The 14120-nt window shown below is 64.8% G+C and carries 9 protein-coding genes; 3 read left to right on the forward strand and 6 right to left on the reverse strand.

All coding sequences use genetic code 11. The annotated features are described in order from the left end of the window. Window positions 1-32 precede the first annotated feature (32 nt). Window positions 33-2654, reverse strand: a complete 2622-nt coding sequence (locus LC092_RS03970; RefSeq protein ID WP_224805143.1) for an Rne/Rng family ribonuclease — start codon at window positions 2652-2654, stop codon at window positions 33-35. A gap of 725 nt (window positions 2655-3379) precedes the next feature. On the opposite strand from LC092_RS03970, the gene LC092_RS03975 reads away from it, so the two are divergent. The 3 genes from LC092_RS03975 (at window position 3380) to prfB (ending at window position 8686) form a co-directional block, all read left to right on the forward strand. Then, window positions 3380-4678 (forward strand): N-acetylmuramoyl-L-alanine amidase, encoded by a 1299-nt coding sequence (locus LC092_RS03975; protein WP_224805144.1) that lies wholly within the window; start codon window positions 3380-3382, stop codon window positions 4676-4678. A gap of 259 nt (window positions 4679-4937) precedes the next feature. Continuing rightward, the gene (locus tag LC092_RS03980) at window positions 4938-7388 is read left to right on the forward strand and encodes a penicillin-binding protein 1A (RefSeq protein ID WP_224805284.1); all 2451 of its coding nucleotides are present in this window, start codon (window positions 4938-4940) and stop codon (window positions 7386-7388) included. A gap of 166 nt (window positions 7389-7554) precedes the next feature. Continuing rightward, a protein-coding gene (gene prfB / locus LC092_RS03985) for a peptide chain release factor 2 (RefSeq protein WP_224805145.1) occupies window positions 7555-8686 on the forward strand; the annotation gives its coding sequence in 2 pieces (ribosomal slippage) (window positions 7555-7623 and window positions 7625-8686; 1131 coding nt in all). Between the two features lie 66 nt (window positions 8687-8752). Here the strand turns inward: prfB and LC092_RS03990 are convergent. The 5 genes from LC092_RS03990 to LC092_RS04010 all read right to left on the reverse strand — a co-directional run bounded on the left by LC092_RS03990 (window position 8753) and on the right by LC092_RS04010 (window position 14087). Beyond that, window positions 8753-9661 (reverse strand): ATP-grasp fold amidoligase family protein, encoded by a 909-nt coding sequence (locus LC092_RS03990; protein ID WP_224805146.1) that lies wholly within the window; start codon window positions 9659-9661, stop codon window positions 8753-8755. 2 nt (window positions 9662-9663) lie between these two features. After that, window positions 9664-10524, reverse strand: coding sequence for an ATP-grasp fold amidoligase family protein (locus LC092_RS03995; RefSeq protein ID WP_224805147.1), 861 nt, complete (start codon window positions 10522-10524; stop codon window positions 9664-9666). Between the two features lie 187 nt (window positions 10525-10711). Next, the gene (locus LC092_RS04000) at window positions 10712-11596 is read right to left on the reverse strand and encodes an ATP-grasp fold amidoligase family protein (protein ID WP_224805148.1); all 885 of its coding nucleotides are present in this window, start codon (window positions 11594-11596) and stop codon (window positions 10712-10714) included. A gap of 160 nt (window positions 11597-11756) precedes the next feature. After that, window positions 11757-13097 carry a peptidoglycan DD-metalloendopeptidase family protein gene (locus LC092_RS21250; protein ID WP_318245900.1) on the reverse strand — a complete coding sequence of 447 codons (1341 nt, stop codon included), beginning with the start codon at window positions 13095-13097 and terminating at the stop codon, window positions 11757-11759. 138 nt (window positions 13098-13235) lie between these two features. After that, on the reverse strand, window positions 13236-14087 hold the full coding sequence (locus LC092_RS04010; protein WP_263626993.1) for a ferritin-like domain-containing protein: 852 nt from the start codon (window positions 14085-14087) through the stop codon (window positions 13236-13238). Window positions 14088-14120: the final 33 nt, after the last annotated feature.

A 14120-nucleotide genomic window follows, 5' to 3' on the forward strand; every position in this document is an offset into this window, starting at 1 on the left:
CCGCGGCTCTTGAAGAGACGCCGGATGCCCTTTCAGAAGAAGCTGCGGCGCTGCCACCAGCCCGAGCGCTTGGGCTCCGGGTCTTCGTCCTTTTCCGTGGATCCGTCACCGGCGATGGTCTCGCGAACGACGACCGGCTCCGCCGGTGCCACCGGCCGTGCCGGTTCCGCGGGCGCGCTTTCGGCGACGGCGGCGTCTTCCTTGTCCGTCTCCGCAGGCGCTGCCAGCTCTTCAGGCTCCGCGGCCGCTTCGTCGGCAGCCACCGCTTCGGGGTCTTCCGCCGCTGCCGCGACTTCGGTCGCCGCCGGCTCTTCCGCCGCTACAGGCTCCGCAGATGCCGCTTCGGGCGTTTCTGCAGTGCCGGCGGAAGCCGCCTCGGCCGCCGCATCCTGCGATGCGTCCTGCGCGTCGGCAGCCGGTGACTCGTCACTTGCCGCTGTCGCGGTGTCTTTTGCGTCGTTGGAGGCGTTGTCGTTGTCGGAGGCGTCCGAGGCTTCCGCATCGGCGGACGTCTCGTTGCCGTCTCCGTCGCGCCGGCTGCGACGTCCGCCGCGACGGCCGCGGCGACGCTTGCGGCGTGCACGATCCTCGTCGCTTTCGTCCTCGCCCGCGGCTTCGGAGGCAGGACCGGAATCGCCGTTCGACTGGTCGTCGTCGCCATTTGCATCGGCATCGGCATCGGCATCGCCCGGCTGCGCCTCATCGCCCGAAGGCTTGCGACGCCGGCGCCGGCGGCGGCGCTTGCGGTTGTTGCCGTCCTCGTCCTGCGTGTCCTCGCGCGCGGAGCGCTCGCGCGGAGCTTCCTCCTGATCCTCGTCCTCGTCTTCGTGCTCGATCACGATCGGCTCGATGCTCGAGGGCTGGACCATCGGCGGGGTATCGTCGGGACGCGCTTCGATCAGCTCGCCACGCTCCAGGGCGTAATGCTGGCCGTTGTCCATGGCGCCGGCCTGGACATCGATCTCCAGGCCGAAGCGGGCCTCGAGGTCCGACAGATGCGAGCGCTTCTGGTTGAGGATGTAGAGCGCGGCTTCCGTCGTCGTGCGGACGATGAGATTGTGCGTCGCGCCTTTCAGCAGCTGGTCCTCAAGCGAGCGCAGCACATGCAGCGCCACCGATTCCACCGACCGGATCATGCCCGTGCCGTGGCAATGCGGGCAGGGGGTCATGGAGCTTTCCAGCACGCCCGTGCGGATGCGCTGGCGCGACATTTCCAGAAGGCCGAAGTGCGAGATCCGCCCGACCTGGATGCGCGCCCGGTCGTTCTTCAGGCAGTCCTTCATCTTCCGTTCGACGGCGCGATTGTTCTTGTTCTCTTCCATGTCGATGAAATCGATCACGATGAGACCGGCAAGATCGCGCAGGCGCAACTGGCGAGCGACTTCCTCGGCCGCCTCCAGATTGGTCTGGACGGCGGTGTCCTCGATGTTGTGCTCGCGCGTCGACTTGCCCGAGTTCACATCGATGGCCACCAGCGCTTCCGTCTGGTTGATGACGATGTAGCCGCCGGATTTCAGGGTGACCTGCGGCGAGAACATCGCGTCCAGCTGGGACTCGACCATGAAGCGCGAGAAGACCGGCGTCGCGTCCTTGTAGGGCTGGACGTTCTTGGCATGGCTCGGCATGAGCATGCGCATGAAGTCCTTCGCCTCGCGGTAGCCCTCGTCGCCGGCCACAAGGACCTGGTCGATATCCTTGTTGTAGAGATCGCGGATCGAGCGCTTGATCAGCGATCCCTCCTCGTAGACGAGATAGGGGGCGGAGGATTGCAGTGTCAGGTCGCGCACATTCTCCCACAGCCGCATCAGATACTCGAAATCGCGCTTGATCTCGGCCTTGGTGCGGCTTGCGCCGGCGGTGCGCAGGATCACGCCCATGCCCTGCGGCACTTCCAGTTCCGAGGCGATCTTCTTCAGCCGCTTGCGGTCGGTCGGATTGGTGATCTTGCGGGAAATCCCGCCGCCGCGCGCGGTGTTCGGCATCAGCACCGAATAGCGACCGGCCAGCGACAGATAGGTCGTCAGCGCCGCGCCCTTGTTGCCGCGCTCTTCCTTGACGACCTGCACCAGCAGAACCTGCCGGCGCTTGATCACTTCCTGGATCTTGTACTGCTTGCGGTGGCGGCGCGCGCGCTGGGGCACTTCCTCCATCGCGTCTTCTGCACCGACCGATTCCACGTCGGTTTCGCTCTCGGCGCCATTGTCGGCGTCGGAGACGGTCTCCTCGTCGGCAGGCGCGTCATCGTCCGACGGAGCCTCGTCGCCGGAGACGGTTGCATCCTCGGACTTGGCCTTGGCGGCCTTGCCGCGACGGCGGGACGGCTTTGCCGGCTTTTCGGGGGCCTCGTCCGCGTCGTTGCGGCGGGCGTCGGCCTCTTCTTCTTCCAGAAGCGCCTGACGGTCCGCGACCGGGATCTGATAATAGTCGGGATGGATTTCGCCGAAGGCGAGGAAGCCGTGGCGGTTTCCGCCGTAATCCACGAACGCCGCCTGAAGCGACGGCTCGACCCGGGTTACCTTCGCCAGATAGATATTGCCGCGCAGCTGTTTGCGATTGGCGGCCTCGAAATCAAATTCTTCGACCCTGTTGCCACGCACGACGACAACCCGGGTCTCCTCCGGGTGCGCGGCGTCGATCAGCATTTTGTTTGCCATAGATGGGGATCTCCACGACCGTCGCGTCGGGGCGGCGCTGAGTGCGCGCCCGGATGTGCGAAACACCGGCCGTTCTGTTCTTCATTGTGAATGTTGACGGTATGGCGCGCCGCGCGGCGATCAGAACGGAGGATCCCGTGCCGGAGAGGGCAGGTCCTTGTCCGTTGCGGATCGTCTTCGCGCAAAGGTTCATTGCAGCGCCTATCTGACCATATGTATCGCGTGCCCGCCTAAACGACCGGCCGGTATTGAAAAGGGCAGACGTTTTGCGTCTGCTGACGGGCGTCTGCGACTGGCAGACGCGAACGGTTGTCTCCCGATCCACCGCCCCGTGTGACCGCCTCGCCGCTCTGTCCAGCCGCCGCGATATCCTTGCGGCGTCGGGAGCGGTTGCAGCATGCAGACACGCGGGTCGTTCACCCGATCGGGTTCCGCAGCCAATCGATCTTTCGCGGGTGACGCAAGGACAGTTGGCTTTACGGGACGCCGCTCAAGGGGACCAAGACATCCCGGCCGGAATCAATTCCGAGACCGGGACCCGTTCACTTCCTTTTACGGGCGCGCGCCGGCGATGGCAAGTATGCTCGCACGTCGACCTTTCGCGTTTGGCGACATCGCGGCGAGCCGTCTATTGTCAATGAAAGGTTAACTTGCCTATGAGTAAGTCTTGGATGGGCGGTGTTGTGGGGTGGCGCTTCGAAAAACGCTCTTGGAAACGGACACGAATGGCAATGGTTCCGCGCATGGCTTGCAGGTTTGTCGCTGCCGCGATCGTCGCGTGGCTCGGCACGGCGGGCGTCTCCTCCTACGCTGAGGACACGGCGCCGGCGACGGCGCGCGATGCGCGGCTCGCCGGCGACGAGCTTCGCACGCGCTTCGTCATGGATCTGTCGAAGCCGGTGGACTTTGCGGTTTCCACCCTGTCCGATCCCTATCGGGTGGTCATCGATTTGCCGCAGGTCTCGTTCGATCTCGATCCGGTCGCCGGGCGCGAGGGGCGGGGGCTGGTTTCCGACTGGCGCTTCGGCCTGTTCGCGGCCGGCAAGTCGCGCATCGTTCTCGATGCCACCGCGCCCGTTTCGGTCGACAAGGTGTTTGTGCTGCCTCCGGTGTCCGACCAGCCGGCCCGGTTCGTGATCGATCTGGTCAAGACCACGCGAGAGGCCTTCCTGAGCGAGGCGGCGGAAACGGCCGAGCAGGCGCGCGCGGAACGCGCGGCCGTGGCGCGCAAGGGCGACCGCCTGAAGCCGCAGGACGACGAGACCCGTCCGCTGATCGTGCTCGACCCCGGACACGGGGGGCTCGACACCGGCGCGACCGGTGCCGGTGGCACGCTCGAAAAGGCGGTGGTTCTCGACTTTTCCCTGCTGCTTCGCGACAAGCTTGCGGAAACCGGACGTTATGACGTGCGCATGACGCGCGACACGGATGTGTTCATCCCGTTGCGCGAGCGGGTGAAGATCGCGCGCGGGCATCAGGCCGATCTGCTGGTTTCGGTGCATGCCGATTCGGTGCGCATCGGGCGCAGCCAGGTGCGCGGCGCGGGCGTCTACACGCTGTCGGAAACGGCCAGCGACGAAATCGCCGCCGCGCTGGCGGAGCGGGAAAACCGCTCGGACGTCATTGCCGGCATCGACCTCGCCGACGAGCCGGATGACGTCACCGACATCCTGATCGATCTTGCGCGCATGGAGACGAAGAAATTCTCCTATTTCTTCGCGCGCACGCTGGTGGACGAGTTGCGCGGGTCGGCCGAACTGGTGAAAAACCCGCACCGTTCTGCCGGATTTCGGGTGCTGACCGCCCATGACGTGCCATCCGCGCTGGTCGAGCTCGGGTATCTCTCCCATAAACTTGACGAGAAACTGATGGCGACCGATGCCTGGCGCAATCGCATGGCGGAGGCCATTGTCGTGGCGATCGACCGGTATTTCGCCCGCCGCTTCGGGGCAGCGCATGTGACGTTGTCGCAGACGGCCGAGGCCGCCGAGAGCGACGTCACCGGCGCGGCGGTGCAGCAATGATGCCGCGACGCCTCAGCATCGCCATATTGCTCGCCGACAGAGGGCGCTGAACGTTAGGCTGTCCGTGTCGTGACGGCCGCGCGGCCGGCGCAGGCGGGCTGTGCCGCAAGAACGGGACTGCAAGAGGCTGGCGGAGCAGGGGGCGAATCCTGTATGCCGCCGCATCGCCCGCGTCCTGGCGCCGTTTTGCACGCGGGAAATGCGTCCCTTCGTGCCTTGGAATTCTAATTGGGGCAAACGAGCCGGTTACATGAAAGTCCTGATCAAGCTGTTCGGCTATCTCTTCGGCATCGGCGCCGTCTTCGCGTTTCTGGTGGCGGGAGGCGTGTGGATCTACCTGCAGGAAATGACCGATGACCTGCCGGACTACACGACCTTGAAGAACTACGAGCCGCCGGTGATGACCCGCGTTCACGCGGCCGACGGCCAGCTGATGGCCGAATATGCCAAGGAACGCCGTCTGTTCCTGCCGATCCAGGCCGTGCCGGAATTGCTCAAGCAGGCGTATCTCTCCGCCGAGGACAAGAATTTCTACAGCCATCTCGGCGTCGACCCCGAGGGCATCGCCCGTGCGGCGTTCGCCTACCTCAAGAATTACGGCACCGGCCGCCGCCCCCAGGGCGCCTCGACGATCACGCAGCAGGTTGCGAAGAACTTCCTGCTGACCAACGAGGTGTCGATCGAGCGCAAGGTGAAGGAAGCGATCCTGGCGCTCAGGATCGAGCAGGCCTACACCAAGGACGAGATCCTCGAGCTCTATCTGAACGAGATCTATCTGGGGCTCGGCGCCTATGGCGTCGCGGCCGCGTCGCTGCTCTATTTCGACAAGTCCGTGCATGAGCTGACGCTCGAGGAAGCCGCCTATCTCGCGGCCCTGCCCAAGGGCCCGAGCAACTACCATCCGTTTCGCGAGACCGAGCGCGCGATCGAACGCCGCAACTGGGTGATCGACCGGATGGTGCAGAACGGCTTTGTCGACAGCATGGCCGGCGAAGAAGCCAAGGCCAAGCCGCTCAATGTGACGCCGCGCACCCGCGGGTCGCAGCTCTTCGCCTCGGAGTATTTCGCCGAGGAGGTGCGTCGCCGGATTCTCGAGATGTATGGCGAGGGCCGTCTCTACGAGGGCGGGCTGTCGGTACGCTCCACGCTTGATCCGGAGTTGCAGGTCAAGGCGCGCAAGGCGCTGATGGACGGGCTCATCGAGTTCGACCGCCGCCGCGGCGGCTGGCGCGGTGCGGAAAAGACCATCGAGCTCGGCGCCGGCGACTGGGGCGCGGCCCTTGCCGAGATCCCCGACTATTCCGACGTGCCCGAGTGGCGGACCGCCGTCGTTCTGTCCGTGTCCGGCGAGGCGGCCGAGATCGGCCTGAAGCCGGAAACGCTGGTCAGCGGCGAATTGTCGACCGAGCGCAAGCGCGTGACCCTGCCGTTTTCCGGCATGAAATGGGCCCGCGTCAACGGCCGGGCGCCGCAGAGCGCAAACGATGTGCTCAACCCCGGCGACGTGATCTTCGTGGAGGCCATCGATGGTCCGGCCGGGCCGGTCTACGAGCTGCGCCAGTTCCCGAAGGTGTCGGGCGCGCTGGTCGCAATGGACCCCTTTACCGGTCGCGTGCTCGCGATGGTCGGCGGCTTCTCCTTCGCGCAGAGCGAGTTCAACCGCGCGACGCAGGCGTATCGCCAGCCGGGATCGGCCTTCAAGCCCTTCATCTATGCGGCCGCGCTCGACAATGGCTATACGCCCTCGAGCGTTGTGCTGGACGCGCCCGTCGAGATCGCCCAGGGGCCGGGCCTGCCCGTGTGGCGGCCGCAGAACTACGGCGGCAAGTTCTATGGACCGTCGACGCTTCGTCTCGGCATCGAGCTGTCGCGAAACGTCATGACCGTGCGTCTCGCGCAGGACATGGGGATGCCGCTGGTGGCGGAATATTCCAAGCGCTTCGGCATTTACGACGACATGATGCCGGTGCTGTCGATGTCGCTCGGCGCGGGCGAGACCACCGTCATGCGCATGGTGACCGCCTATGCGATGATCGCCAACGGCGGGCGCAAGGTGACGCCGACGCTGATCGACCGCATTCAGGACCGCTACGGCAAGACCGTCTTCCGCCACGAGGAGCGCATTTGCGAAACCTGCGCGACCGATCACTGGGAAGGCCAGGCCGAGCCGGAGCTGATCGACAACCGCGAGCAGGTGCTCGACCCGATGACGGCCTATCAGATCACCTCGATGATGGAAGGCGTGGTCCTGCGGGGCACGGCGACCAAGGTGCAGGCCGTCAACCGTCCGGTCGCCGGCAAGACCGGTACGACCAACGACGAGAAGGACGCCTGGTTCGTCGGCTTCACGCCCGACCTGACCGTCGGCGTCTTCGTCGGCTACGACAATCCCAAGCCGATGGGCCGTGGCGCGACGGGCGGCCAGGTGGCGGCGCCGATCTTCACCGAGTTCGTCAAGAATGCGCTGGCCGACCAGCCGCCGGTGGAGTTCCGCGTTCCCAAGGGGCTGCAGCTCATCCCGATCAACCGTCGCACGGGCCTGCGCGCCGCCGCCGGAACGCCGGGCACCATCCTGGAAGCCTTCAAGCCGGGAACGGCACCGCCGGACGAATATTCGATCATCGGGTTCCAGGACGATATCGGCATTCCGCGCACGGTTTCGCCGGAAGCCGGCCAAGCGGTCATGACGGGAACCGGCGGGCTCTACTGATCCTTCACCACAGGTGCAAACCATCCGTCCCCGGATGGTTTGCACGTCACTTTCGGATCAACTATGGTCGCGCCCACTTCCGGCGTTCGCACGGGCTGCGATCGCCGGATAGCTCTTTCCATCCAACCGGATGGCGACAGATTCAACACCAACGCGAGGACTTGCGATGCGCGCCGAAACAGAGGCCGTGGTCGATGAAATCAAGCAGGCCATAAGCCTGCTGAGGAGGCATCTTTGACTGGGATCAGGCGATTGTCAGACTCGACGAACTGAACGCTGCCTCCGAGGATCCGACCCTTTGGGACGACCCGACGCAGGCCCAGAAGCTGATGCGCGAGCGTCAGCATCTCGATGACAGCATCAACGGGGTGCGTCAGCTCGAGGCAGACCTCAACGACAATCTCGAACTGATCGAGCTTGGCGATGCGGAAGGCGATGCCGACGTGGTCTCCGAGGCGGAGGCCGCGCTCAAGGCTCTGCGCACCGATGTCCAGCGCCGCCAGATCGCGTCTCTGCTGTCCGGCGAGGCCGACGGCAATGACGCCTATCTGGAGATCAACGCCGGCGCCGGCGGCACGGAAAGCCAGGACTGGGCGAACATGCTGTTTCGCATGTACACCCGCTGGGCCGAGCAGCACGGACACAAGGTCGAGGTTCTCGAGATCCACGACGGCGAAGAGGCCGGCATCAAGTCCGCGACGCTCAAGATCAAGGGCGAGAACGCCTACGGCTGGCTCAAGACCGAATCCGGCGTCCACCGGCTCGTGCGGATTTCGCCCTATGACAGCCAGGCGCGCCGTCACACGAGCTTTGCCTCGGCCTGGGTCTATCCCGTGATCGATGATTCCATCGAGGTGGACATCAACGAAAGCGACTGCCGCATCGATACCTACCGCGCGTCCGGCGCGGGCGGACAGCATGTGAACACGACGGACTCGGCCGTGCGCATCACCCACCAGCCGACCGGGATCGTGGTGCAATGCCAGAGCGAGCGCTCGCAGCACAAGAACCGGGCCAGCGCCTGGGCGATGCTGAAGGCGCGTCTCTACGAGCTGGAACTGCAGAAGCGCGAGGAAAAGGCCAATGCCGAAGCGTCGTCGAAGACGTCAATCGGCTGGGGCCACCAGATCCGTTCCTACGTGCTGCAGCCGTATCAGTTGGTGAAGGACCTGCGCACGGGCGTGGAAAGCACCAGCCCGCAGGATGTGCTGAACGGTGACCTCGACGGCTTCATGGAGGCAACGCTGGCGCAGCGTGCCTTCGGCGGCCAGGCGGAAGAGATCGCCGACGTGGAGTAGGCAACCGCCTCGCTTCAGATCGCGACTGACAGAAGCGGCGCCTTGACGGGCGCCGTTTTTGCGTGGTCACACGGGATCGAGAATGAGGCGGGACACGCGGTCCGTTGCCTCGGGCGGAAAGATCTGTCCGGTGGCGTTGTGATCGACGTGGGTCAGTTCCCCGACGAACAGCTCCTTGCCCCTCCAGTAGAAATCGACGCGGACCAGGCCGAAGGGGGCGGCGAGCTTCTCCGCGATCCCGACGATCCTCTCCAGGATTTCAGGGCGGGCGCGAATCTTCGGCGAGACGGGCGTTCCGAGCGTTGCATGCAGCGGCTGCCACGCGGCCGTGTAGAGCATAGACGTCGTGTTGTCGGGGGCGCCGAGGTAGCATTTGATGGCTTTGACCCGGCCTTGATGGCAGAACACCTTGAGTTCGGTGTTCGGATCGGCATCGAACACCACCGGTTCGACGATCACCTTGGGCGCGAGGTCGCGGTAGTTGGCTTCGCGCCAGACCCGGTAATAATTGTGGTCGAACCAGCCCGTGATCTGGTCAATGTTCACCGGCTCGCCGTCGCGCCGGATGATGACCGACCCGCTCGAATGGGTCGGCTTGATCACGCAGCGTCGCGGAAAGGCACAGGCGCTTGCCTCCTGCTTGCTGCGAAGCACGGCGATGGTCGGCACGGCAAGTCCCGGACCCGTGTGCTCCTCGATGAAGCCCTTGGCGAGCTCCTTGTCCGTGGTGCGCACCCGGTCGGGAGAGAGGATCTCGTCACCGACCTTGAGGGCGAGCAGCGCATCCTGCAGGGTTTGCCGGCGTCCCGGCCAGCGGCCGTGCGAAAGGCGGAACTGCAGACAGGAGATGAGCTTGTCGAACCGCCGCGTCTTGGGCGTGATCCCGTTCAGCCAGTGATGGATCGCCCACAGCGGACCCGTCGTCTTCGGCAGAATGCGCCTGTCCTCGGGTTCTGGAGTGGCATTGGCGGTCATGTTCAACTCTGGCCGTGTTCGTCGAAGATGATCGCCGAAATCCGCTGCTCGGCCTCCGGCGGAATGAACCTCAACGCAGCATTGTTCGACGTGTGGCTGATCTCGCCGATGTAGAAATCCGTGCCGTTCGTGTAGATGTCGACGCGCACGAGGCCGAAGGGCTCGGCGACGCGTTCGACCGCCTCGAGGATCGCGAAAAGATTTGCGGGCCGTTCCGTCTTGATGGTTGTCAGGCGACAGTTCATCGACGCATTCAAGGCGGTCCATTGGCGGTCGTAAAGCATTCTGTGCGGATCCGAATGCCAGTCATGCGTCCATTTTATGATCTTGACCTTGCCCTTGTAGCAGAAAAACTTCGCTTCCTGAGGTTCGCTTTGATCGAAGGCAAAAGGCTCGACGATGATCTTCGGTTCCAGGTCACGGTAGTTCGCTTCCCGCCAGACGCGGTAGTAATTCATCTTCAGCCATTGCGAGATCCGGTCGAGATCCAACGGTTCGCCGTTGTGCCTCCGGATGACCTGCCCGCTCATATGGGTCGGCTTGATCACGCAGCGTTCGGGAAAGACGAAGCTGCGGACATCTTCCGCCGTTTTCAGGACGGCAAGGGTCGGCAGGATCCGGCCCGCGTCGACCCGCGTGCGCAGGAAGCTCTTGGCGAGTTCCTTGTCCGTGGTCATGACCCGCAGCGGATCGAGCGCCTCGTCCGATGCCTTGACGGCGAAAATGGCGTCGTTGAGAGAATTCTTCCGCAGCGCCAGCCGTCCATGGCTTGCAAGAAAATGCGCGTGCGACAGGAGCCTGTCGAAAAACCGCGTTTCCGGCGTGATGCGGATCAGGACATCGATCAACGACTTCGCAAGCATGAAATTCGTTCGGTCTTTCTGACAGGGGGAGGGGCGTGCGCGCCAACGGCGCGGGCGGGAGAAATCCGCCCCTGTCTATGGTGAGAAATCGGCGCCAAACGCAAGAGCCAATAAGGGGGGGCAGGCTTGTGCGGCTCTTGTCCGACCCTTTGTGATCGCAAGCGACCTGCGCGGCCGTCCATGCCTTTCAGGGCGTCTGCGCCGCAGGGTCCCCGGCGAAGAGCAGTGCCGACACCCGCTCTTCGGCGTCTGCGGGGATGAACGGGTTGGTCGCGTTGCCGGCGATATGGGTGATCTCTCCGACCAGAAAGTCGCGGTCGTTCGTATACATGTCGATTCGCACGAGATCGAAGGCCGATGCGAGGCGCTCTGCCGCCTCGAGCATGGCGTCAAGGTTGCGGGGGCGCTCCTTGCGTTTCGTGGCGCGTGGATAGAGCAGGGACGCCTCGAGCGGCTCCAAGTCGCAGGTGTAGAGCGCACGGGTCAGCCCGCTGTGACGGTCGAAGTCCCATTGGATGATCCGCGCCTTGCCGCGGTAGCAAAAGACTTTCATGTCATCGACGGCGTCGGCATCAAACACGAAGGGCTCGACGATGATCTTCGGGGCAAGGTCCCGATTATTCGCCTCGCGCAGGTCGCGGTAATAGTTCTTGTCCATCCAGCCCAGGACCGTCGTCATGTCGACCGGTTCGCCGTTGCGCCGAAGGATGATATCGCCGCTGGTGTGGGTCGGCTTGATGACGCAGCGGTTCGGAAAGACGAAGTCGCGGATCTTCTGCTTGCTACGCAGCACTGCCAGTGTGGGAACGACGTGCGTCTCCCCAATCCGCTGCCGGATAAAGCCCTTCACCAGTTCCTTGTCGGAGGTGAGCACCCGCTCGGGGCGCAGGATCTCGTCGCTCGTCTTGAGGCGGTAGAGCGCGTCGTTGAGCGATGCGCGGTTTCCGGGCAGACGCCCGTGTGCGTTCAGGAACTGAAGGGTCGAGAGCTGCTTGTCGAAGAACCGCGTTTTCGGCGTCACGTCGAGCAGGAACTCGTGAAGCTTGTCGAGGAAGCGGGAGGGGCGTTGCATGGAACCGCGTTGGCAGGAGGACAAACGTGGGACGGTTCTTCTGTTCTGACGCAAGCCTTGCGGTGTTTCAATAAACCGCTTCGGAGCGCCGACGCCTGCCCGGACGCAAACGAAAACGGCGCCCGCCGGGCGCCGCTGTGATGCACAGTCGCAGGATGGCTCAGTTGTCGAGCAACGGCTTGATCTGCTCTCCGGCTTCCATGAAGCGCGTCGGGTTCAGCGGGCGGTCGTCCATGCGCACCTCATAGTGGAGATGCGGACCCGTCGAGCGCCCCGTCGAGCCGACCCGGCCGATCGGTTCGCGCGCGGCGACCTTCTGCCCCTTCTTAACCAGGATCCGGCTCATATGCGCAAAGCGTGTCACCACGCCGCTCGGGTGTTCGATCTCAACGGATTTGCCGTAGCCGCCATTGCGACCGGCGAACACCACCGTGCCCGGTCCGGGAGCGCGAATGCTGGCGCCGCGCGGGGCCTTGAAGTCGGTGCCGGTGTGCATCGCCATGCGCCCGAGGAACGGGTCGAGGCGGGGGCCGAAGGAGGAGGAAATCGGCGCGCCGGCAACCGGGCGGTCGAGCGGAATGCCGCGGGCGGCGGTCTTCAGGGTTCCGAGCACGGCAAGTGCACGTTCCGCGCGCTCCAGGCGGGTCTCGAAGTCGGTGGCGTCAAGCGGAATGAACGGCCCGCCGCTCGCATCGGTCGCGGACTTGGGGAGAGCGGTTGCCAGTTGCAGGCCCAGCTTGTCCGCGGTCTCGGCAATTCGCTGTGCGTCGCGCTCGGCGGTCACGGCGATCACGTCGAGGGCGAAATGCGCCTCCCGGTCCATGCGCTGCAGGCTGCCGTTCACGCTTTCGATCAGGTTTTCCTGCTCCTCGAGCGCGGCCTGATTGGCCGGCGCGGCGGGCGCCTGGTCCGTTGCGGCGGGCAGGGGGTCGCTCTGCGATCCGCGCAGGTTGAGGGTCGGCGAAATGTCGATCGGCTCGGGCGTGCCGCCGATACCGGTTCCGGTCAGGTCCGCGTCCAGCGCCAGTAGCGGGTCGGCAATATCGGGTTTGGTCTGCGGCACCGGACCGCCGACCGCCACGCGGATCCCGCTTTCGGCGGCCTTTTGAAGCAGGGCTGCGACGCGGGACTGGCGCGTATCCAGGTCCTGCTGGCGGGCGACCACGCCTTCCAGCTGCGCTTCCAGGCTCTGGCGCTCCAGCACGCTGCGGCTTGTCAGTTGATCGATGCGGGCGCGCAGCGAGGTGATGCGGTCCTCGTAGGAGAGCTGCATCTGGGCCTGGCGTTCCGAAGAGGACTGGATGATGTCGTCGCGCAGGACGAGATAGGCGGTTGCACCGACGTAGCCGACAGCAAGCAGAACCCCGACGGCGGTCGCCGCACCGGCGATCCAGGGCGATATTGTGAAACTGCGCACATGATCGCCCCTGGCGATGATGACCCGATGGGGTTCCTTGCGCTTTCCAAACACCTTCTGGCCGTTTGCTGCGTGTCCTGTCATTACTCTCCGGACCCATTCCTGCCGTCTCCGACCACACACTCGGCCGGACATCCTTGGAATGGATTAGAGATGATTAAGGTTAACAAATGCTAAGGGTTAGGCGTTCGGGCGGTGTTTTTGGCGCCGGCGTGACGGATTTCACCCGGTCAAGCGGACCAGCGGGCGATAGAATCCCGGCGTCAATCCGGCCTCCGCGCGGGCCCGGTCGTTGAACGGCGGCTTCAGCCCGCCCTTGAAGTGCCGGCGCACAAGGTCCTGAAACCGGACTTCCGGATCGCTGCGCTCGCGGTCGCACAGGAAGCGGAACCATTTTGCGCCGAATGCGACGTGACGCTTTTCGTCGCGGTAGATGATTTCCAGAATATCGGCGGTCTCCGCGTCCCCCGTCTTGCGGGCCTTGACGATCATGTTGGGCGAGATGTCGAGGCCGCGCGCCTCCAGCACCAGGGGAATCACCGCCAGCCGCGCGGTCAGGTCGTTCCCGGTGCTTTCGGCTGCCTCCCACAGGCCATGATGGGCGGGAAGCGCACCGTAGAACGACCCAAGGTCGGCAAGACGCTTGCGCAGCAGCGAGAAATGCTTCGCCTCTTCCAGCCCGACGCGCACCCAGTCGTCGTAGAAGGAACGGGGAACGGAATGACCGGCGAAGCGTCCGACCAGGTCCCAAGTGAGGTCGACGGCATTCAGTTCGATATGGGCGAGCGAATGCAACAGCGCGATGCGGCCGGACTGGCCGCCAACGGCGCGTTTCGGCATGTCGCGCGGCGGCAGCAGGCGCGGCTCCTCCGGCCGGCCGGGCTGGTCGGGCATGGCTGCGCCGCCGGTTCTCCCGCGCAGCGACATCCCGCGCGCGAACCAGCTTCGCGCCGTAGCGTGTGAGAGGCGGATCTTTTCGTCGAGATTGCGGGTGGCCACGATGCGACGCGCGCCCTCGGCAAGCGAGGCGGGGGCAGCATCAAGCGACGTCTGACGTGTCGGTGAGATAGGCAAGCGGGCTCCGAAAGAGGCTGGGTCCGGGGCGGA

The sequence above is a fragment of the Stappia stellulata genome (assembly GCF_020176715.1).
Lineage (GTDB): Bacteria > Pseudomonadota > Alphaproteobacteria > Rhizobiales > Stappiaceae > Stappia.